General features: G+C 70.7%; 19 protein-coding genes. 10 read left to right on the top strand and 9 right to left on the bottom strand.

The genetic code is table 11. The annotated features are described in order from the left end of the window. Positions 1 to 222: 222 nt before the first annotated feature. Entirely contained in the window at positions 223 to 579 is a 357-nt protein-coding gene (locus OVA26_RS03785; protein WP_268103062.1) for a sterol carrier family protein, read from the bottom strand. Positions 580 to 867: 288 nt separating this feature from the next. On the opposite strand from OVA26_RS03785, the gene purD reads away from it, so the two are divergent. The 4 genes from purD (at position 868) to OVA26_RS03765 (ending at position 3682) form a co-directional block, all read left to right on the top strand. Then, entirely contained in the window at positions 868 to 2139 is a 1272-nt protein-coding gene (gene purD, locus OVA26_RS03780) for a phosphoribosylamine--glycine ligase (protein ID WP_268103061.1), read from the top strand. A 92-nt stretch (positions 2140 to 2231) separates the two neighbouring features. Continuing rightward, a complete protein-coding gene (locus tag OVA26_RS03775) occupies positions 2232 to 2573 on the top strand; it encodes a hypothetical protein (RefSeq protein WP_268103060.1) in 342 nt (113 codons plus the stop codon). Positions 2574 to 2582: 9 nt separating this feature from the next. Further along, complete coding sequence (locus OVA26_RS03770) at positions 2583 to 3173, top strand: class I SAM-dependent methyltransferase (RefSeq protein WP_268103059.1); 591 nt, start codon at positions 2583 to 2585, stop codon at positions 3171 to 3173. After that, the gene (locus tag OVA26_RS03765) at positions 3173 to 3682 is read left to right on the top strand and encodes a hypothetical protein (RefSeq protein WP_268103057.1); all 510 of its coding nucleotides are present in this window, start codon (positions 3173 to 3175) and stop codon (positions 3680 to 3682) included. Before OVA26_RS03770 ends, OVA26_RS03765 begins: the two co-directional genes overlap by 1 nt. 253 nt (positions 3683 to 3935) lie before the next feature. On the opposite strand, the gene OVA26_RS03760 is transcribed toward OVA26_RS03765, so the two are convergent. The 5 genes from OVA26_RS03760 to OVA26_RS03740 form a co-directional block, all read right to left on the bottom strand. After that, positions 3936 to 5183, bottom strand: coding sequence for an ice-binding family protein (locus OVA26_RS03760; RefSeq protein WP_268103056.1), 1248 nt, complete (start codon positions 5181 to 5183; stop codon positions 3936 to 3938). 396 nt (positions 5184 to 5579) lie between these two features. Next, positions 5580 to 5993, bottom strand: coding sequence for a hypothetical protein (locus OVA26_RS03755; RefSeq protein ID WP_268103055.1), 414 nt, complete (start codon positions 5991 to 5993; stop codon positions 5580 to 5582). A 149-nt stretch (positions 5994 to 6142) separates the two neighbouring features. Further along, positions 6143 to 7699: a DHA2 family efflux MFS transporter permease subunit gene (locus OVA26_RS03750; RefSeq protein WP_268103054.1), complete on the bottom strand. Its 1557-nt coding sequence runs from the start codon at positions 7697 to 7699 to the stop codon at positions 6143 to 6145. Beyond that, a complete protein-coding gene (locus OVA26_RS03745; RefSeq protein ID WP_268103053.1) occupies positions 7696 to 8319 on the bottom strand; it encodes a PadR family transcriptional regulator in 624 nt (207 codons plus the stop codon). The genes OVA26_RS03750 and OVA26_RS03745 overlap by 4 nt, the downstream gene beginning before the upstream one ends. Before the next feature lie 230 nt (positions 8320 to 8549). Further along, on the bottom strand, positions 8550 to 10301 hold the full coding sequence (locus tag OVA26_RS03740; protein WP_268103052.1) for a BCCT family transporter: 1752 nt from the start codon (positions 10299 to 10301) through the stop codon (positions 8550 to 8552). 79 nt (positions 10302 to 10380) lie between these two features. Between OVA26_RS03740 and OVA26_RS03735 the strand changes: the two genes are divergently transcribed. From OVA26_RS03735 to OVA26_RS03720, 4 genes are all read left to right on the top strand, one after another. Further along, on the top strand, positions 10381 to 11346 hold the full coding sequence (locus tag OVA26_RS03735) for a phosphoribosylaminoimidazolesuccinocarboxamide synthase (protein WP_268104858.1): 966 nt from the start codon (positions 10381 to 10383) through the stop codon (positions 11344 to 11346). A gap of 115 nt (positions 11347 to 11461) precedes the next feature. Continuing rightward, positions 11462 to 12802 carry a uracil-xanthine permease family protein gene (locus OVA26_RS03730; protein ID WP_268103051.1) on the top strand — a complete coding sequence of 447 codons (1341 nt, stop codon included), beginning with the start codon at positions 11462 to 11464 and terminating at the stop codon, positions 12800 to 12802. A 210-nt stretch (positions 12803 to 13012) separates the two neighbouring features. Continuing rightward, positions 13013 to 14344 (top strand): Na+/H+ antiporter NhaA, encoded by a 1332-nt coding sequence (gene nhaA, locus OVA26_RS03725; protein WP_268103050.1) that lies wholly within the window; start codon positions 13013 to 13015, stop codon positions 14342 to 14344. A gap of 149 nt (positions 14345 to 14493) precedes the next feature. Further along, the gene (locus tag OVA26_RS03720; RefSeq protein WP_268103048.1) at positions 14494 to 15297 is read left to right on the top strand and encodes a MerR family transcriptional regulator; all 804 of its coding nucleotides are present in this window, start codon (positions 14494 to 14496) and stop codon (positions 15295 to 15297) included. A gap of 19 nt (positions 15298 to 15316) precedes the next feature. On the opposite strand, the gene OVA26_RS03715 is transcribed toward OVA26_RS03720, so the two are convergent. Both OVA26_RS03715 and OVA26_RS03710 read right to left on the bottom strand, forming a co-directional pair. Further along, positions 15317 to 15907, bottom strand: coding sequence for a hypothetical protein (locus tag OVA26_RS03715; protein WP_268103047.1), 591 nt, complete (start codon positions 15905 to 15907; stop codon positions 15317 to 15319). A gap of 173 nt (positions 15908 to 16080) precedes the next feature. Further along, on the bottom strand, positions 16081 to 18489 hold the full coding sequence (locus tag OVA26_RS03710; RefSeq protein WP_268103045.1) for a bifunctional lysylphosphatidylglycerol flippase/synthetase MprF: 2409 nt from the start codon (positions 18487 to 18489) through the stop codon (positions 16081 to 16083). A gap of 273 nt (positions 18490 to 18762) precedes the next feature. On the opposite strand from OVA26_RS03710, the gene OVA26_RS03705 reads away from it, so the two are divergent. Beyond that, positions 18763 to 19437, top strand: coding sequence for a response regulator (locus tag OVA26_RS03705; protein ID WP_074696114.1), 675 nt, complete (start codon positions 18763 to 18765; stop codon positions 19435 to 19437). Next, positions 19434 to 20519 carry a sensor histidine kinase gene (locus OVA26_RS03700; protein WP_056225695.1) on the top strand — a complete coding sequence of 362 codons (1086 nt, stop codon included), beginning with the start codon at positions 19434 to 19436 and terminating at the stop codon, positions 20517 to 20519. Before OVA26_RS03705 ends, OVA26_RS03700 begins: the two co-directional genes overlap by 4 nt. An 8-nt stretch (positions 20520 to 20527) precedes the next feature. Here OVA26_RS03700 and OVA26_RS03695 read toward each other — a convergent pair whose 3' ends face one another. Further along, complete coding sequence (locus OVA26_RS03695; RefSeq protein WP_074696118.1) at positions 20528 to 21541, bottom strand: LacI family DNA-binding transcriptional regulator; 1014 nt, start codon at positions 21539 to 21541, stop codon at positions 20528 to 20530. Positions 21542 to 21602 lie beyond the last annotated feature (61 nt).

Raw genomic sequence — 21602 nt, 5'->3', positions numbered from 1 at the left:
TCCCACCGCCGCACCGTTTCGGGGTCGCTCTGTCTCGGCGTCGAGAGGGCGGGGCGGCGGGCGGGCGGGCCGGGCGGGGGGCGGGGCCGGGGCGGGGCCCTGATGGCGATACACGCTCACTGCACCGGGAAACGCCCTCCGCGCGATGGTGCACGGCTCGTTCGTGTGATCTCGTGCGGATCGCGCGCCCTCGATGGAAAGCCGCGGATGCCGCGACCCGGGCTACGGCCGCAGCGGCAGCAACGCGCTGAGGTCGGCGCGCACGCCCGAGGCGACGATGCGGCCGGCGGTCACGGCATCCGCCCACTTCTCTCGACCGGTCGCGACGGCGATCCAGGTTGCGGCATCGGTCTCGACCACGTTGGGCGGAGTGCCGCGCGTGTGCCGGGGGCCCTCGATCACCTGCACCGCGCCGAAGGGCGGCACGCGCATCTCGACCGAGTTGCCCGGGGCCTTCTCGACGAGCAGCTGCAGCAGGTAGCGCACGGCCGTGGCGGTCGCCGGGCGCGGCGCGTCTCCGGCAGCGACCGCGGCGAGCGCGGCACGGCCGTCTCCGGTCTCGATGCGGCGGGGAGGCATGGCATCCACGCTACCCGCGGGCCAGTGGCGGGGGCGCCGCGCGGAGCGTGGCGGCACGACGCAGGAGATCGGCGCGCGAACACGGGAGAACCGCCGGCCGGGGCGCGCTCTGTCGCCGGGTCTCCTGCATTGTGTCGGGGCGCCTCCCTCGGGGCCCACCGCGACACAACGCAGGAGAACGTGCGCCTGCGAAGCCAAGCGTGCCCGCCCGATGCGGCCAGACGGCCGCGCGTCCTGCGTAGCGCCCGCGGCGCGAAGGGGCGAACCCGCGCTCGGTAGGCTGTCCGCGTGAGAATCCTGGTCCTCGGTTCGGGCGCGCGCGAGCACGCCATCATCCTCGCGCTGCGCTCCGAAGAGGAGTCGCACGCGATCTTCGCCGCCCCCGGCAACGCCGGAATCGCCCGCGAAGCGCACCTCGTCGACGTCGACCCGATGGATCCCACCGCCGTCCTGACCTTCGCGAAGAACGAGGCGATCGACCTCGTCGTCGTCGGCCCCGAGGCTCCCCTGGTCGCCGGCGTCGCCGATCCGCTGCGCGCACACGGCATCCCCGTGTTCGGCCCGGGCAAGGCCGCGGCCCAGCTCGAGGGATCCAAGACCTACGCGAAGCGGATCATGGATGCCGCGGGCGTCCCCACCGGCGGATCGGTCCGCGCGCACGACACCGCCGCCGTCGAAGCCGCCCTCGACCGGTTCGGCGCCCCCTACGTCGTCAAGGCCGATGGCCTGGCCGCGGGCAAGGGCGTCATCGTGACCTCCGACCGTGCGGCGGCGCTGGCTCACGCCGAAAGCTACCTTCCGAGCGGGGCCGTGCTGATCGAGGAGTTCCTCTCGGGCCCCGAGGTCTCGCTCTTCTTCCTCAGCGACGGCGACCACGTCGCTCCCCTCAGCCCCGCTCAGGACTTCAAGCGCCTGCGCAACGGCGACGAGGGCCCCAACACCGGCGGCATGGGGGCGTACTCGCCCCTCCCCTGGCTGACCGAGCGCTTCGGCGGCGAGGACGAGTTCGTGGCACAGGTCACGCGCGACATCGCCGAGCCCGTGATCCGCCAGATGGATGCCGAGGGCACCCCCTTCATCGGACTCCTCTACGCGGGGCTCATCCTGACCGAGCAGGGTGTGAAGGTCATCGAGTTCAACGCCCGTTTCGGCGACCCCGAGACGCAGGTCGTCCTGCCGCGTCTGATCGACCCCCTATCCCGCCTCCTGCTGGCGGCGGCTTCAGGCACGCTCGAGGATCAGCCGCGTCCCGCTTTCGCCGAGGCGACCGCGGTCACGGTCGTGCTCGCGAGCGAGGGGTACCCCGAGGCGCCCCTCACCGGTCGCGTGCTGACCGGGATCGACGAAGCCGAAGAGGTCGACGGCGTCCACGTCGCCCACGCCGCGACGGCACTGCGCGACGGCGAGCTCGTCGCGACGGGTGGGCGCGTGCTGAGCGTCGTCGCCACCGGCACGACGTTCGGCGAAGCGCGCGAGGCGGCCTACGCCGGGCTCGAGCGCATCGGGCTCGAGGGCGGGCAGTACCGCACCGACATCGCCGCGCGCGTGGCCCAGGGCTGACGGGCCCGACCCGTTCCGCCGACCCGCGGTCGCCCCCTCGGCGAACCGCTTCGTGCTCGACCCGGGCCGCGCGCGGCGCTAGCGTGTGGGCCATGGTCGACAGGGATGCCATGGCGCGGGGCCATGAGATCTTCGACCCGATCGCCGAACGCCAGTGCGACCTGCCGGGCGTCGACATCGGGCGGATCTTCGGCACCGAGGGGCTGCGCATCCGCGAGAAGGTCTTCGCGTTCGTCGTCCACAGCGGCTCGCTCGTCGTGAAACTGCCCGAGGAGCGGGTCGGCGAGATCGTCGACGAGGGGATCGCCGGCCCCCTGGTCATGCGCGGGCGGCCGTTGCGTGAATGGGCCGAGGTTCCGATCGAGACCGGGGCCGACCGCTGGGGTCAGCTCATCGACGAAGCGCGGTCCTTCGTCGACGCGATCACGCCGTAGCCTCTACCGATGAGTTCGACCGCCTACGACGCCCGGGCCGACGAGTACATCGACGCCCTCGGAACGATGGATGCCGTTCACCCGGTCGACCGGAGCATCGTCGAGGCCTGGGCTGCCACCGTCACCGGCTCCGTGCTCGACGCCGGCTGCGGCCCCGGCCACTGGACCGGGCACCTGGCGGGCCTCGGCCTCGACGTGCGGGGCGTCGATCTGGCGCCGCGGTTCATCTCGCACGCGCGAGCGGCTCATTCCGGCATCCGGTTCGATCTCGGCTCGATCGACGAGCTCGAGGTGGAGGACGGTGGGCTCGGCGGCATCCTGTCGTGGTTCTCGACGATCCATCACGAGCCCGCTCGCGTCGACGTCCCGCTGCGGGAGTTCGCTCGAACGCTCCGCCCGGGCGGGCGACTGCTGCTCGGGTTCTTCGTCGGAGAAAGAATCGAGACGTTCGACCACGCCGTCATCCGCGGCTATCGCTGGCCCGCCGCCGAGCTGGGGCGGAGAGCGGATGCCGCGGGGTTCGACATCGTCGAGACCCAGACGCGCGAGACGCGCGGAGCCCGGCCGGTGGGGGCGCTGCTCTGCGAGCGGCGGGCGTGATGCGGGCGCGGAGTGTTGTCGCGCTCGGGCTGAGCGCCGTGGTCCTGGGGCTCGCGGGGTGCTCCTCGGAGAGGGGGCGCCAGGACGTCGACGCGGTGCTCTGGCGGCAGACGATGGCGCACGAGAAGGTGGGGGCGCTCCTCGATGTCTCGCAGCGCGAGACCGGGACCGTGCTCACGGGGCTCCGGAATGCCGCGTGGGATCGCATGGGACAGACACCACCCGATGTCCGCGAAGGCGCGATGGTCGTCTACGACCTGCACATCGTCGGGCCCACCGCTACCTTCTCCGTCTTCCTTTCGTCGGGTCCCCGGCCGGACCTCCCCCGCGATGGCGGCGGGCTCTACAACGGTCCGAGTGAGGTCTACAGCTGCTGGGACGTGACCGCGACGTTCGGCCGGACGCCCGCGACGACGACCCGCGAACTGGGCACCGAGTGCCCGCCGGATCTCGTCGAGCAACTGCCCGACGACGCGGCCTTCGTCCGGCGCGACGCGTTCGACGGCTGAGCCCACGGCGACAACGGCGACCACAGATGCGCTTCTCGGCCGGCGGACCCGTCTCGCGGGCTTCGGCAAAGTCGAACGCGGACTCCCACCGCGTCTCGATCACATGGCAGGACACGTCGCGGTCAAGCTGGATCACCCCGGCGTCCCGCTGAGGACGGCGGGAGATGCGTGATGGACGTCCTCTCACCCTGCACAAAAGGCTCGAGGCCGGTAACCCCTCAGGGTCACCGGCCTCGCGTTCGTGGGGAATCGATCAGGAGCGGCGCGCGCGGCGGCGGGCGATGACGACGACCGCGAGCCCTGCGGCGAGCAACCCGCCGGCGAGCGTCATCGCCATCGTCGGATCGCTACCCGTGACGGCGAGTCCGCCGGGAGTGTTCGCACGGGTGCCCGGGGGCGGAGTCGCGTTTCCAGCCGCCGGAGTGGATGCCGACGGTGCCGGACTCGCGCCGGGCGAAGACGGTGAAGGGCTGGGCGCGGGGGCAGGCTGACCGACGACGAGGGTGACGGTCTGCGTCGCGTCGGACGAGGTGCCGTTCGACGCGGTGATGACCACGACGTAGTCGCCGGGGGTCGTGGGCGTGCCCGAGATGACGCCGGTGCTGCCGTCGAAGACGAGGCCATCAGGCAGCCCGGTCACGGTGACGGTCGGTGTGGGATTTCCCGCGGCGGTGATGGTCGCGGTGTAGCCCTCACCGACGGTCGCGTCGCCCGGCGGGGGCGAGGTGATGGTCGGTGCGGTCGTCTCGGACACCGTGCCGGGAGGAGGACAACCGGTGGACGCGCTGATGGTGTTGGTGTCGAGGGTCACCGCACCGTTCTGAGCGATGAGGCGGCCCTGGACGGTTGCGCCGGTGGTCGCGGTGACGGACTGCTGTGCCAGCACCGTTCCCTGGAAGTCCGCGGCGGTACCGAGGGTGGCCGAACTGCCCACCTGCCAGAACACGTTGCACGAGCTCGCTCCGCCGGTGATCGTGATCCGGCTGCCGGATCCGATCGTGAGAGTGGATGCCGCCTGGAAGACCCACACCGAGTTCGCGTCTCCGGCGAGGGTCAGAGCGCCCGTGTCGGCGAGGGCGAGAGTGCCACCGGAGTAGACGCCCGGCGACAGCGAGAGCCCGTTGAGCTCATCGAGTCCCGTGCGGGTCGGCGTCAGCGAGGCCGCGGTGCCGTACGCCGTCAGAGCGTCCCGCTGCGCCTGCGCGGCCGCGGCATCGGTCTGGTGGACGGTGCCGTTGACCACGCCCTCCGTGGGGCCGCCGAAGCCGGTGACGGACGTCCCGGGGGACAGTCCCAGGTCGCCGTTGACGAGGGTGGGACCGGTGTTCGTGACGGCGCTGGCACCGAGCACTCCGTAGGTGCTGGCGGTACCGAGATCGACCGGGCCATCGATGACGGTCGCGGCCGAGGCGGGGGAGATCAACGCGACCCCCATGGCTGCTGCGAGGCCGACACCGGTGGCGGCGAGAGTGAGGGGGCGGAGAAAACGGGACGTGGCCATGAGAGGCCCCTGTCTGATGACGGAAAGGCACTTGGCGAACATCGACGACGTGCGCATGATCTCCGGTCTTCGAAGTATGGGCCTCCCAGCTTCTTCATAGGCGGATGCGCCGACATTGGCGACCAACTGCCAGCTTCGTCCCCGTTCGAAGTCTCCAGGGCGTACCTGACGCGGGGTCCCGACGGCGCAGACGCCGGATCACCGAGAAATTTCCCACCGCGGCGTGACGAAACGCCCCGTCGCCTCGTCTCCGCAGTGTTCCGCGATGCGGACCTCGAGACCGCCCGGCCGGTGCGCCCCCCAACTCCGCACCGGTCGGGTGCCGTGGTTGCCGGGGAAGCAATGTCGGCGATGATCCGTCGCGGTGCCTCGCGCACACCGCCCGGTGCGGTTCGCTCAGTCCGGCGAAGGTCGCCAGGCGCGCACCTGATCGATCGCGGCGCGCCACCCCCAGACAGTGAGGCGGGCACCGATGACGCCGCTGTCGGTGAAGTTGTTCGGCAGCGATGTCGGAACGACGGGAGTGTTCGCCACGATCTCGAGCAGACCGTCGGCGAACAGCTCCTTCCCCAGGAGGGCCTGCGCGACGACGGGAAGCCCCTCCACGTCGCTCGCACGCGGCGGAGCCTCCCCGCGCCACGGCAGTACACCGGCGACGAACGCCGACCGACTCACCGGACCCGAGCGCCGAAGCGACACGACGTGCAGCGCGCCCCACGCGGAGTCGTCGAGCGAAACCGCGATGACATCGCCCTCGTGCATCGTCACGGTCGTGCGCGGACGGTGAGGAAGGACGCGCTGCCGAGCCATCCCCCCATCCTGCCGCGCATCCTCGCATCGCGAGCAGAAGCCCCTTCCCGTGCGCAGGATCGAGTCCGCGGCATCTACGATGCATCCCTCCCGATGAAACGCCGAACGCCGCCGCCCCGCGGAGGGACGACGGCGTTCGATCGCGCGGGTTACTCCCCCGCCGCGGCGGGAGCCGCCTGTGCCGCCTGGGACGGGGCCGCGTCGCGCGGAGCGCCGTGCGGCCGGATCATCGACGGCCGACGCATGAACAGCACCGCGACCAGGCCCAGGGCGATCACGATGATCGGCAGGGTGAGCGACTCGCCCATGGCCTGCGAGAAGCCGGTGACGACCTGCGGCGGCAGTTCCCCGCCACCGAAGCTCGCGGACGCGTCCGCGGCTCCCGGCAGGTTCGCCTCGAGGCGCGCCTGCATGAACGCGGCGATGGATGCCGAGCCGATGACCGATCCGACGGTGCGGGTCGTGTTGTAGATGCCGGCGCCCGCGCCCGCCTGACGCGGCGGCAGGTTGCGCGTCGCAGTGGTGGCGAGCGGCCCCCACATGCCGGCGTTTCCGATACCCATGAAGACGGAGGGGATAAGGAACATCCAGATCGGGGCGTCGTTCAGGATGAGCGCCACGTACAGCCCCAGCGAGCCGCCGACCAGCAGGAGTCCCGGCACGAGCAGGAAGCGCGGGTCGGTGCGGTCGAGCAGCTTGCCCGCGAAGGGGGCGAGCACGCCCGACAGGATCGCGAGCGGCACGAGCAGCAGCGCCGACTCGGTCGGGGTGAGACCGCGGGCGAGCTGCAGGTAGAACATCTGCGGCAGCGCCATGCTCGTCACGGTGAAGCCGACCGCGGCGATCGCGAGGTTGGCGATCGAGAAATTGCGGTCGCGGAACAGCGCGAGCGGAACGAGCGGCTCGCCCTTGCTGCGCGCCTGCGTCCAGACGAACAGCGCCATGACGACGACACCCGCAGCGACCATCGCCCAGATCCACGCGGCCCACGAGTAGTGCTCGCCCTCTTGCAGGCCGAACACGATGAGGAAGAGTCCGACGGCGCTGAGGACGACGCCGAGGATGTCGAACTTGTGCGCGGTGCGCGGCAACTGCGGCACGAGGATGACGGCGGCGATGAAGCCGATGATGCCGACGGGGATGTTGATGAAGAAGATCCACTCCCACCCGAGGCCGTCCACGAGCAGGCCGCCCGCGAGGGGGCCGACGAGGGTGGCGACACCGGCGGTCGCACCCCACAGGCCCATGGCCGCGCCGCGGTTCTGCGGCGGGAAGGTGCGGGTGATGACGGCCATGGTCTGCGGCGTCATCAGCGCGGCACCGAGGCCCTGCACGGCGCGGGCGACGATCAGCACCTCGAGGGAGGGCGCCAGACCGCACGCGAGCGAGGCGAGCGTGAAGAGCGCGAGGCCCGTGAGGTAGATGTTCTTCGGGCCGAAGCGGTCGCCGAGACGGCCGGTGATCAGCAGCGGGACCGCGTACGTCAGCAGGTAGGCGCTGGTGACCCACACGACGTTGTCGAGGTTGTTCGTGTTCGGGTCGAGGGCCGCCTTGATCGCGGGGTTCGCGACCGAGACGATCGTGGTGTCGACCAGGATCATGAAGAAGCCGATGACCAAGGCCCAGAGGGCCGGCCAAGGGCTGCGTTCGTGGGTCTTGTGGGATCCGGTAGTGGATGCCGCGGAGGCGGCGCGGGAGTCGGTCATGGGGTGGTCTCCTTTGAGACGCGGTGCTTCTTCTTGATGTGTTCGGGGATTTCGGCGATGCCCCAGGCGAGGGAGCGATCGGCGAGGCGCGCACGCAGGGAGTCCTGCCACGCGAGTTCGGCGGCGAGCAGGGCGGATTGGCGCCGCAGCTCGATGAGGAATTGTTCGGGGGTCTCGCGCTCGGCCGCGGCGGTCAGCCCGTCGTGATGCTCCTCGACGGAGGCGACCAGCTGCGCGCGTCGCTGGTCGAGCAGGTCGATGACCTCGGCGCGCTCGAGGTTGTGGGCTTCGGAGAGGGCGACGCGGAACTCGCTCGGCCTGTCGATGCGGGGTAGTTCGGCGCGCACCCATTCCTCGAGGGCCCGATGGCCGGCATCCAGGATCGTGTAGGTGGTGCGTTCCGGACGATTGCCGTCGCGATCAATGCCGGCTTCGGCCAGGAGCCCGTCACGTTCGAGGCGGGCGACCGTGTGGTAGATCGTGCCCTTCTGCAACGGAACGAGCCGGTCGTCTCGGCGTTCCTTCAGCAAGCGCACGAGCTCGTAGGTGTGCATGTCGGCCTCGCGGAGCGTGGCCAGGATCATGACGGCGACGGGGGTGAGGCGGCTGGTCTCCGGCATCCGCCCTCCTCATGGTCCGTGTCGACTAGTCCACGTGGACTATACGCGGTCTCGCCACGCTTCGCGAACCCGTACGGATGAACATCGGGTGTCCGACGGACCTCCGCCTCGCCGCGAGGGGTCGGTCACCCCGCGGACGCCCGACGGCGGGGAGGGCGTGCGCCCGACGCAGAGCACGCCGCACCCGGTCAGGGCGCGGCGTGCTCGGGACAGGTTCCGGATGCCGGGACTCAGGCCGACGAGGAGTCGTTCGCGACCTCAGCAGGCTCGTCCGCTTCGGTCCGGCTCTCTGCCGACGCCGTCACCGCTCGACGCTGACGCCAGCGCACCGGGATGCCGAAGATTCCACGCTGGTTGGGCTCTTCGACCTCGAGGCCGTAGTGCTCGCCGATCGAGTCGCGCAGCTGCGCCCGTTCGGCCTTGTCGTACGCCTTCATCTCGCGGCGGAACGCCACGACCGTGGCCCAGCAGATCGCGAGCAGCACGACGCTGAAGGGCAGGGCGATGCTGATCGCCGCGGTCTGCAGGGCGTTCAGACCACCCGCGATGAGCAGGGCGAACGCGATCACCGCGGTGGCGAGGGCGAAGAACACGCGCACCCAGTTCTTGGGCTCCTCTTCGCCGCCGGTGGCGATCATGCTCATCACCAGGGCACCGGAGTCGGCGGACGTCACGAAGAACACCGCGATGAGGATGAGGAAGCCGACGATCAAGATCCCGGATGCCGGGACGTTCTCGAGCATCTGGAAGAGAGCTGTCGACACATCGACCGACCCGTCGGGCCCGGTGTAGGTCGCTGTGCCCGTGAGCTCGCCGTAGATCGCGGTGCCACCGAGCACCGTGAACCACAGGATGCCGACGAGGGTCGGAACGAGGATGACGCCGACCACGAACTCGCGCACGGTACGACCCCGCGAGATGCGCGCGATGAAGATGCCGACGAAGGGCGCCCACGAGATCCACCAGCCCCAGTAGAACGCCGTCCACGCGCCCTGCCAGGCGACACCGTCATCGCCCGCGTAGGCGCTGACGGTGAAAGAGAGCCCGACGAAGCTCTGGATGTAGTTGCCGATCGACTGCACCACGTCGCGCAGCAGGAACTCCGTCGGACCGGAGAACAGCAGGAACAGCATGAGGAGACCCGCGAGCACGAGGTTGATGTTCGAGAGCCACTTCATGCCCTTGCCGACGCCGGACAAGAGTGAGAAGAGGACGAACCCGGTGATGATGCCGATGATGATCGCCTGGCTGATGATGCTGGGCGGGACGACGCCGAGGAAGTCGAGGCCCGCGCTGATCTGGATGACGCCCAGGCCGAGCGAGGTGGCGACACCGAACAGCGTGCCGACGAGGGCGGCGACATCGATCGCGTTGCCCCACCCGCCCTGGACCAGACGCGCACCCAGGATCGGCTCGAGAGCCCAGCGGATCGTGCGCGGCCGACGACGGCGGTGGAAGGCGTAGGCGAGCGCGAGACCGAGCACGACGTAGATCGACCACGCGTGCACGCCCCAGTGCAGGAAGGTCTGCGACATCGCCTGCTGCGCGAGCTCGGCGGGAGTGCCCTCGACACCGGGGCGGGGCGAGACGAAGTGGCTCAGCGGCTCACTCACCCCGTAGAAGACCAGGCCGATACCCATGCCGGCGGCGAACAAGAGAGAGAACCACGAGATCGTCGAGAACTCCGGCTCGTCGTCGTCCTGCCCGAGCTTGATATTGCCGAAGCGGCTGAAGCCCATCGCGAGCGCGAAGGCGACGAAGAACGCCGCGATCAGCACGTAGTACCAGTTGAAGGTCGACACGATGAAGGTCTGCACCGAGGCGAAGGTGGCTTCGGCGGCCGCGGGGAAGAACAACGCGAAGGCGATGAACGCGAGGGCGATGCCCGCGGCAGGCCAGAAGACCCAGCCGCGAATCGTCTTGTGGCTGCTGCCCGCGTGGGGGTCGATGGCGACCGCGGGTCCGGGGGTGTCATCGGTCATTCCCCCGAGGGTAGTCAGGTGGGTCGTCGCGACCGGGGGGGCAGGCGCTCGCGAAAGCGGTATGACAGAATCCGCGTCGATGCGGGGCGCGCGCACCCGCGATAATGAGCGGGTGACCTCCGCTCCCCCGCTCGAGCTTCCCGGCTGGCGCCACGTCTACTCCGGCAAGGTGCGCGACCTCTACGTACCCTCGGACACCGTCGAGGGCGAGGCCCCCGCGCACCTCCTCGTCGTCGCCAGCGACCGCGTGAGCGCCTTCGACCAGGTCCTCTCCCCCGGCATCCCGGACAAGGGCGAACTGCTGACCACCCTCAGCCTGTGGTGGTTCGACCAGCTCGCCGGCGCCGATGGCGGCCGTTCCCTCCCCAACCACCTGGCGGCCGACCACGCACTGCGGGGCGACGACCCGGTGTCCTTGATCCCGGATGCCGTGCAGGGGCGCTCGATGCTCGTCCGGTCCATCGACATGCAGCCGATCGAGTGCGTCGTGCGCGGCTACCTCACCGGCTCGGGCTGGGCCGAGTATCAGGCGGAGGGCACGGTCTGCGGCATCCCTCTGCCCGAGGGCCTGACCGACGGCGATCGCCTGCCGGAACCGCTCTACACCCCCGCCTTCAAGGCGCCGATGGGCGAGCACGACGAGAACATCACCTTCGAGCGCTCGGTCGAGCTCGTCGGGGTCGAGACGGCCACCGCCCTGCGCGACCTGTCGCTCGAGATCTACCGTCGTGCGTCCGCGACGGCGGAGGCCCGTGGGCTGATCCTCGCCGACACGAAGTTCGAGTTCGGCTACGACTCCGACGGCCTGCTGACGCTCGCCGACGAGGTGCTCACGTCGGATTCCTCGCGATACTGGGACGCCGAGGCCTGGCGCACCGGATCCACGCCCGCCGAGCGCATGGCGAGCTTCGACAAGCAGATCGTGCGCAACTGGCTCGCCGCGAACTGGGACAAGCAGGGCGAGCCGCCCGTCCTTCCCGACGAGATTGTCGAGCGCACGCGCGAGCGCTACGCGACGCTGCTGCGTCTGCTGACCGGCGTCTGACCCGCCCTCTCTCGAAACCGCATCCGTTCGCCGAAACCGCACCGCATCCTCGACGAAACGGTGCGTTCTCGCCGAGCGCGTACGGTCTCGGCCATACCCCCACCTGAGGAGACACATGTTCCGCTGGAAGCTGCACGGCAACGGCCGCACGGTCGAGCCCGGGGCCGTCGTCGCCCCCGGCGAGCGCTTGAACTGGGGCGCGACGATCGCGATCGGCCTCCAGCACGTCATCGCGATGTTCGGCGCGACGTTCCTCGTGCCGGTGCTCACCGGCTTCCCGGTGTCGACGACGCTGCTGTTCTCGGGTGTGGGCACCCTGCTGTTCCTGCTCATCACGAAGAACCGCCTCCCCAGCTACCTCGGCTCGTCGTTCGCGTTCATCGCGCCGATCTCGGCCGCCACGGCGATCGACGCGACCGGCGGCTCGGCGCTCGCCGGCATCGTGTCCGTGGGCGTGCTGCTCGCCGTGATCGGCTTCGTCGTGCAGTTCGTCGGACTGGGTTGGGTCGACCGGGTCATGCCCCCCGTCGTGGCGGGCGCGATCGTCGCCCTGATCGGCTTCAACCTGGCCCCCGTCGCGTGGCAGAGCTTCGAGAAGCAGCCCCTGCCCGGGACCATCACCCTCGCCGCGGTCATTCTCTTCAGCGTGCTGTTCCGCGGCTTCCTCGGGCGTATCTCGATCTTCCTCGGCGTGATCGTCGGCTACCTCGCCACGGTGCTGATCCAGGCCGCGACGGGCGAGACGCTCATCGACTTCGCCGCCGTCGAGGCCGCTCCGTGGGTGGGTCTGCCCGAGTTCCGCTTCGCCGACTTCACCACTCCCGCGACCTGGTCGGTCATCGCGATGTTCCTTCCCGTCGTGCTGGTGCTGGTGGCCGAGAACGTCGGTCACGTGCGGGGGGTGGCGGCGATGACGGATGCCACGGCCAACCGCTCCACCGGTCGCGCCCTCATCGCCGACGGCGTCGCCACGACCCTCGCGGGAACCTTCGGCGGTTCGGGAACCACCACCTACGGCGAGAACATCGGCGTCATGGCCGCGACCCGCGTCTACTCGACCGCGGTGTACTGGGTCGCCGGTCTCGCCGCGATCGTGCTGAGCCTCTCGCCCAAGGTCGGCGCGGTGTTCAACACCATCCCGCCGGGCGTGCTCGGCGGAGTGACGACCGCGCTGTACGGCCTGATCGGCATCATCGGCATCAAGATCTGGGTCGACAACCGCGTCGACTTCTCGCGGCCGGTCAACCAGTACACCGGCGCCGTCGCGCTCGTGCTCGCGATCGCCGGGTTCACGATGGACATCGGCCAGTTCCAGCTCGGCGCGATCGTGCTGGGTTCGGTCGCGGCCCTGGTGATCTACCACCTCGGCAACGCGATCGCCCGCGCCCGCAAGACCGGCGCCGACGACGGCGGCCCGATCCCCGCGGTCGGCCCGTTGGGCGGCGACCCGAGCTGAGTCGCCGGGGTCCCGGCATCCCCTCCCCTCGTCGCCCGCCGCGGCGCCGAGCTCACACGGGTTCCGCGAGGTGACCCGCCATTGCGGGTGATCTCGACGATCGCCGGTGATCTCGCCACACGGCAGCGACAGCGGCGGCACGGTAAACTGGCTCCTGGTGCGTCGGGAAGTCTGGTCGACATTTCGTCGATCGAACCCTCAGGAGGCCTCATGAGCCACGACACCACCCGCGCGCCGAGCTGGCCCGGCTACGCCGAAGTCCACCGCGTCACGACGCTGCTCCGCCGCGAATCCGTCGGCGGCATGCTGCTGGTCGTCGCCGCGATCGTCGCGATCGTCTGGGCGAACTCCCCGGCCTCCGACGCCTATTTCGCGCTGCGCGACTTCCGCTTCGGGTACGAGCCGTGGCACCTCGACCTGAGCCTCGGAACGTGGGCGGCCGACGGCCTGCTCGCGGTGTTCTTCTTCATGGTCGGCCTCGAGCTCAAGCGCGAGATCGTCAGCGGCAGCCTGCGTCGCTTCGGCACGGCGATCGTTCCGGTCACGGCGGCGTTCGCGGGCGTCGCCGTTCCGGCCCTGATCTACGTCGCGATCGTGCACACGCAGCCGAGTCTGCTGGCCGGATGGGCGATCCCGACCGCGACCGACATCGCGTTCGCGGTCGCCGTGCTCGCCCTCGTCGGCTCGCACCTGCCCGGGCCCCTGCGCATCTTCCTGCTGACCCTCGCGGTGGTCGACGACCTCATCGCCATCGCGATCATCGCGATCTTCTACACCAGCGACATCTCGCTGCTTCCCCTGGCCGTCTTCGCGGTGCTCGTGGCGATCTACGGCGTCATCGCGCACCGGGCGCGGGCGTGGTTCTCGCGCCACGCGTGGGGCGCGTGGGTCGTGCTGCTGCCCATCGGCTTCGCCGCGTGGGCCTTCCTGCATGCGTCGGGCGTGCACGCCACGATCGCCGGTGTCGCCCTCGCCTTCACCATTCCCGTCGCCGCCTCGCGCCGCCGGCCCGAGCACCACGGCATGGATCTCGCCGAGCAGTTCGAGCACCGTTTCCGGCCGCTGTCGAGCGGCATCGCGGTGCCGATCTTCGCGTTCTTCGCCGCGGGGGTCGCCGTCGGCGGGGGTGAGGGCATCGTGCGAGCGCTCACCGACCCCGTGACCATCGGCGTCGTCGCCGGCCTCGTTTTCGGAAAGCCGATCGGCATCCTGCTCGGTGTGCGCATCCTGACCCTCGTGACGAAGGTGCGCCTCGACCCGGCGCTGAAGTGGATCGACCTCGCCGGGGTCGGCCTGCTCGCCGGCATCGGATTCACCGTGTCGCTGCTGATCGCCGAGCTGAGCTTCCCCGAGGGCTCCCCGCACACCGACGACGCGAAGATCGCGATCATGGCGGCCTCGCTCCTGGCATCCGTCCTCGCCTCCGCCGTGCTGCTGGTGCGCAACCGCCGCTACAAGCAGCTCGAGCAGGACGAAGAGGTGGATGCCGATGGCGACGACGTCCCCGACGTGTATCAGCAGCCGCTGCCCGACGGGCGCTGAGAGGCGTCTACACCGGACGACGTCACGAGAGCAGGCTTCGCGACCGGAACAGGACGATTTCGGCCGGAACGGCCTGTCCTCGTGACATCTCCTGTTCTCGTGACAGGCGACTTGACCCTGACGCGACGTGAGGGCGCAGCCTTGTCGGCATGATGAACGACATGACACACCAGGGGCTGCCGGTCGGCGAGACCGCCGCGCAGCTCGGCCTCACCGTCCGGACCCTGCACCACTGGGACGAGATCGGCCTGGCCCGACCGGCCGCGCGCTCGGCCGCCGGTTATCGCCTGTACACGGATGCCGACCTCGAGCGCCTGCGCCGCATCGTCGTCTACCGCGAGCTGGGCCTTGATCTCGAGGCCATTCGCGCGGTGCTCGACGAGCCCGGCGACGACGTCTCGGCGCAGTTGCGGGTGCAGCGGGCGCAGCTCGCACAGCGGATCGACCAACTGCGCGAACTCGACGACGACCTCGGACGCATGATCGAGGCTCAGGAGCGCGGCGTGCTGCTCTCGCCCGACGAGCAGAGGACCGTCTTCGGTCCCGACTGGAACACCGACTGTCCGGCCGAGGCGCGCGATGCGCACGGCTCGTCGCCGCAGTGGCAGCAGGCGGCCGAACGGTCCGCCTCGCGCGGTGCTGAAGACTGGGCCGCGGTCACGTCGACGCTGGCCGGGGTGGAGGGCGAGCTGGGTGCGGCGATGGGCGCCGGCATCCGTCCCGATGAGGCGATGGCGGCGGCCCTCGTCGAGCGTCACCGCGAGGCCCTGTCGGCGTTCTACCCGGTCTCGCGGCAGATGCACGTGCACCTCGGGCGCATGTACGTCAGCGACGAGCGTTTCACGGCTCACTACGACCGCGTGCGCCCGGGCCTGGCCACCTGGCTGCGCGACGCGATCGAGGCGAGCGCCCGCGCGCACGGTATCGACCCCGACACCGCCGAGTGGGCGTGACCGCCGTCGACGGAGCCGGTCAGTCCAAGCCCATGCTCGCGAGGACGTTCGTGTGCGTCCGGGTGAACGCGTGCACCTCCGCGTCGCCGTAGCTCTTGTCCGAGGTGGCCGAGAACTCCTCGCTGCGCACTCGTTCACCGAAGAGCGACTCGACAGCGGTCGAGAGCTCAGCGCTGACCAGGCCTCCGTACTCGTTCTTCTGATATCCGGAGACCACGACGACATCCACGCGCTGACTCTCCGCGACCGGAACCACGGCGATCAGCGTCTCGCGCAGCACCTCCTCGGGCACCCATCGGTCGGGATCATCGACGTCGGCGGGCTCGACGCGCACCGCGACGTAGAGATTGCACGGGCCCTCGCAGTTGTCGCTCGCGGACTCCGCCACCAGGTGCCAGCGGTCACCACCGGCACCACTGTCGTCGAGCGCCGCCTGGATCGGGGGGATCGCCTTGTCGATGTCGCTCTCGCTCGAGCCGAAGGGGTCGTCGAACGGGGATCGCCCGTCGACGAGGGGGATCATGAAGCAGCCCGACAGGACGACGGCCATCGTCGCGGCGAGCACTGCGGCGAACGCCCCTCTGATCGGCGCGCGCCCTCTGGTCGGCATCGATGCTCTGTGCACGGCGAGTCCCCCCTCTGAGAAGCGACGGCACCCCCGCGCCGCCCGTTCATTCCGCCCTCAATGTATCGCCGCTCTCCCGTCGCCTCACGCCCCGGCGAGCCCCACCGCGCGGCCTGTTCTCGTGGCATCCCCCTGTCCTCGTGACGAGACGGACAGGGTCATCGCGAGGCGGCCTCCCGCGGCCGACGCAGCTGCGCGGCGAACGAGGCGGCGGAGCGGAGGGTGAGTCCCGGGATGTAGCAGCGGACCAGCGCGATGGCGATGGCGGGGATCTGCGTGGCATCCGGATAGATCATCCACAGCGGCGCGAAGTCGGGCTGGAACTTCTTCTTGAAGTTCGCGAGCGAGCGGAATCCGTACGCCGGCTCGAGGAGGGCGCTGATCACGTCCAACCCGCGGTCGAGGGGGCCGCGCGCACCCTCGTCGCCGACCGAGTGCCGAGCGAGGGGAGAGCCCGACAGGCTCATCACGGTCATGCCGTCCTCGCGCAGTCGTTCGACGGCGTTGCCGATGAGGAATTCCATGACCCCGGGCATGGCGTCGTCGCGTCGACGCATGACGTCGAGGGCGTATCCGGCGATCGCCCCGTCGCGGTGGATCGGGATCCAGCTCGTGAACGCCGTGATGCGCCCCGATCCGTCGCGCGCGACCAGCAGGCGCACCTCGGGGTCGTCGAGCTGGTCCGTCGAGCCGAGAGTGAAGCCCATCTCCGGGATCGTCTTGTCCGAGACCCACGCCTCGGAGATGGCGCGGATCTGCCCGCGGTCGAAGAACGACAGCTCGCTCCACAGCGCCCACCGCGCCGTCAGTCCCTCACGCGCGGCGCGGTTGGTCGCCGTGCGCACGTCCTGACGCTTCTTGCCTGCGGGCGTCCACGTCTGCGGGTCGAGGAAGGCTTCCTCGGCCACCTGCAGCGCCGACCAACCGAGGGGAGCGACCCGCTCGCGCTCGGCGTCGTCGACGCTGTAGAACACCGGCGTCCAGCCCTGCTCTTCGCAGAAGGCGACGAACCCCGCACCGACGGAGGGGTCGTCCCGGTCGGGTCCGAAGGCCCCGCCGAGGGTCACGGCGAACCCTCCGCGTACCCGGTAGGCGATCGCCGCCTCGGCCTCAGCGGCGAACCAGTACACGTTGCCGTCCCAGAGGGTCATATGACCGAGGGTGTCGCCCGAGCCCGCGGCGAGAAGCGCTCGCGCGCGCTCGCGATCCGGAGTGGCCTCGGCAGCACCCGAGCGCACGATGAAGCGCGCGGTCGCGGCGACCGCACTCCCCCAGAACAGCAGCGGCGGCAGGTACCAGACGGCCTGCGCGAAGCCCGTCATGGGCACGAAGACGAGCGCCTCGGGCGGGAGGAGCGAGGGCGGAACGAGGCGCAGAGGCAGCGTCGCGAGCACCGTCGTCACGTTCGGCCACGGACGGAAGTCGGCGGATGCCACGAGGATCCCGACCAGCGCCACGGCCAGGGCCCCGAGGCCGGCGACAGCGACGGACCGCACGAACCCCCGACGCACGGCGGGCGTCGAGCGCACCTGCACGGCCGAGCGGAAACGGATGAGCAACGCGGCGACGAGGAGCGGGAGGGCGGCGCCCACGACCATGCCGACGACCGTCTGCCAGACGTCGGCGACGTCGTAGGCGGCGCGCACGGTCGCGAGCTGCTCGAGCGTGTCGGTCTCGCTCAGCATGAGCAGGATGCTCATCGCGACGAAGGTGAGGGCGTTGACCGCCACGGCCAGGTGGAGGGCACCCCGCCGCCCCCGCAGGATCCCCCAGGCCGCGATCAGCAGCACCAGCTGGGGAAGCGCGGCGATCCACCCCGAGGCGGGCTGGAGCTCGGTGTACGTCGCGACGAAGCTCGGGCACGGGGCGCCCGTCGAACCGATCGCGCAGACGAGCCCGTCGGCCACGTTCAGGGGGTCGTACGACAGCCAGCTGTAGACCGACAGCACGCCGGCCCCCGAACCCCAGAGGGTCGCGACGACCGGTCCGATCGCGGTGATGGCGGTGAGCGCGGCGAGCAGCACGCGCTTCTCGCGGAGAGAGCTGCGCGGGATGCCGACGGCCCGCGTCCCGCCGAGCACGAGGCCGGTCGCCATGCCCACGGGCAAGGCGATGAGCGTGTACAGGTCCGACGCCGACGCGGCGTAGAGGAACATCGTCACGGCGAGGACGGCCCCGCCGATGCGGATGCGACGGCGCCACAGCGGCGAGGCGAAGCAGCTCGCGGCGATCGCGACGCACAGCAGCGCCGCGATGGGCGGCGCTCCGGTGTCGGGGGTGACGTTCAGCGAGACCTCGGGGATGACAGTGTCTTCGAACCACCCGCTGACCTCGCCGATCGCGCAGACGAGAAGGCCGCCGCCCACGAAGGCGGCGAGCAGTCGACGCGTGCCCATCAGCCCCTCGGCCAGACCGCAGACGACGAGGGTCAGCACGACGGTCGCGAGGAGCACGAGCGGGTCGTCGACGCGCACCAGGGCGAGCAGCATGTCGCGCAGGTCGAACGGGCCCGCCTCGAACGTGCTCTGCGTGACGATGGTGATCACGCTGACGACGAGGATCGCCATGGCGACTCCGAGCGTTCCGACACGACGGCGCAGGAGCCCGGGGATGTCCCACCGGGACGCGCTGCGCTCCGGCCGCGGGGACCGAGCCGTCTCTGGCGCCGTCTGCACCTTGTCCATCACCGCGACCATCGGTCCTCCCCGAGCGTGCGCACGCCGACCACCGGCATCCTCTCCATGCTCGCGAGACCCCGTGTGCGGCACATCAGCCGGTCGGCCCCGGCGGCGGGCCGATCGGGTGATCCGGGCGGCCCCCGGAGTGCCTAGCCTGGTCGCATGGCATCAACCGCCTCTCCGGTCATCCGCGTCGCCGTCATCGACGACGAGGCGCTCATCCGCTCGGGCTTCTCGCACATCCTCAGCGCCGCCGGCGACATCGAGGTCGTGGCGACCGCCGACGGCGTCCACGCCATGGAGGTCCTCGCCGAGGCCCGCCCCGATGTGGTCCTGCTCGACATCCGGATGCCGGGACGGAACGGCCTCGACGTGCTCCGCGACATCCGCTCGGCCGGGTGGGACATGACGGTGGCGATCCTGACCACCTTCGACTCCGACGACCACATCGCCTCGGCTCTCGACGCGGGCGCGGCCGGGTTCCTGGTGAAGGACACCGATCCGCGTCAGCTCCCCCAGCTCGTGCGCACCCTCCACGGCGGCGGCGTGGTGTTCTCGCCCACCGTGAGTCGCGCGGTGGTGGCCGGGTATCTCCGTCCCGAGCCCGCCGCCGACACCCACCTGATCGACGCGCTGAGTCCGCGCGAGCGTCAGATCCTCGTGCAGCTGGGTCGGGGGCTGTCGAACATCCAGATCGGGGCGGCGATGTTCCTCAGCCCCGCCACCGTCAAGGCGCACATCAGCACGATCCTGGGCAAGCTCGACGTCGACGGTCGCGTGCAGGCGGCCCTCGTGGCGGAGCGCGCGGGGCTGCTCCGCGACGAGGAGGCGCGATGAAGCGCCGCGATGTGCTGATCGACCTGGGGCTCGTCGCCGTCGCCGCGCTCGACGGGGTGCTCGGGCTCTACACCACCGACATGCTCGAGCTGGTGCTGACGCTCGTGGGGGCCGCGGGCCTGCTGCTGCGCCGGCGGCTGCCGCTGCTCTCGCTCGCCCTGGCCCTGCCCGCCCTCTTCCTCACCGGAGGGCCGATCGCCTCGGTCATCGCCCTGTACACCGTCGCCAGCGCGGCGACGGGGATGATCTGGCTCGTCGCCGCGACCGCCATCACCTTCTTGGGCCTGGGTCTGTCGTGGGACACCTTCACCTCGGTCAACGACCATGTCCTCGCGATCGTCTACGCCACGATGACGTCGGGCGGCGCCGTGGCGCTCGGCCGACTGCGTCGGAACCAGAGTCGGCTTTCCGCCAGCCTCGACGAACTCCGCCGCGCTCGGGCCGACGAGAACCGGCGCGTCGCCCGCGAGGCGGTCGCTGAGGAGCGCGCACACCTCGCGCGCGAGATGCACGACGTCGTCTCGCACCAGGTGAGCCTGATCACCGTGCAGGCGGGCGCTCTGATGGTGCGCGCCGACGATCCCGAGGTAGCCGAGACGGCCGACACGATCCGCACCCTCGCTTCCACGACCCTCGCGGAGTTGCGCCAGATGCTGCTCGTGCTCCGCGCCGACGGCCCGGAGGCCGCCCCGCTCGGGCCGCAGCCGACGCTGCGTCACCTCGACGAGATCTTGCATCCCGTCGATCTCGAGGTCGACGCACGCATCGACCTGCGCGAGGGTCTGCCTCCGGCGACGCAGCGCGCGGTCTACCGCACGATCCAGGAGGGCCTCACGAACGTGCGAAAGCACGCCCCCGGGGCGCGCGTCGAGGTCACAGCCACCAGCACCGACACGGGCGCCGTGCACGTCGCCCTCCGTAACGCCGCCTCTCCCGAGCCCCACCCCGACCCGGCTCCGACGGCGCGGCTCGGACACCTGGGGCTCTCCGAGCGTGCGCACATGCTCGGCGGGTCCTTCCGCGCGGGCCCCCTCGCCGACGGCGGGTACGAGATCGACCTGCGCCTGCCCGCCGCGCACTGATCGCGTCCTCAGGCCGAGGCGCGCTCCACGACCTCGATCGGGAGGATCGTCGCGTGAGCCGCGGGACGCCCGGCGAGGATGTCGAGCAGAACGGATGCCATGTGCCGGCCCTGCGTCAGAGAGGGCTGCCGGACCGTGGTCAGCGCCGGGGTGACGGCGGTCGAGACCGCGGAGTCGTCGAAACCGACGACGGCGACGTCGCGGCCGGGTTCGAGGCCGTTGTCGCGCAGGACGCCGTAGACGCCGCGTGCCATGAGGTCGCTCGCGACGAAGACCGCCTCGGGGACGACCCCGCTCGACAGAATCCGCGTCATCGCGAGGGCGCCTCCCATCTCGGTGAAGTCGCCGTTCTCCACGGCCGCCGGTTCGATGCCCGCCTCCGCCATCGCGTTGCGGAACCCCTGCAGGCGGTCGATGCCCGCGGGCATGTCGGACGGGCCCGAAACCGTCGCCACGCGCCGATGACCGCGCGCGAGCAGGTACGCCGTGGCCACGCGCCCGCCTTCGACGTTGTCGACGTCGACGTAGTAGTCGTCGGCGCGGATACGGGCGGGCCGACCGCCGTAGACGACGGGGACGACGTCGGCCACCCGGTCGAGGAAGGTGTCGCTCGTGTGGTGCGAAGCGACGATCGCCCCGTCGACGCTCCCGCCGCGAAGGTAGCCGAGCGCCTTGGCGCTGGCGTCGTCGCTCGCGATGAGCATGTTCATGATGTAGTCGGACTCCCCGATCACCTCGCCGATGCCCGCGACGATCGAGGCGAAGAACGGGTCGCCGAAGAAGCGATCGGTCTGCTCCGGAATCACCAGGGCGATGGCGCGGGTCTGCCTGCTGGCGAGAGACCGTGCCGCACGATTGGGCACGTACTGCAGCTCGTCGATCGCCCGGCGCACGGACTCGAGGGCGGAGGGCGAGACGGCGGTGGAGCCGTTGACGACACGCGACACCGTCGATCGCGATACTCCGGCACGCGCCGCGACCTCTTCGATCGTGGCGGCACCGCGCACGGATGCGAGATCCATCGCTCCCCTCCTTCGGGACGGCGGTGTTGCACCGCGCTTCGGGTGGCCAGGTGCGCTGCGC

This window comes from Microbacterium sp. SL62 (assembly GCF_026672635.1).
Classification (GTDB): Bacteria; Actinomycetota; Actinomycetes; order Actinomycetales; family Microbacteriaceae; genus Microbacterium; species Microbacterium testaceum_A.
This window is presented reverse-complemented; position numbering and strand designations above follow the sequence as displayed.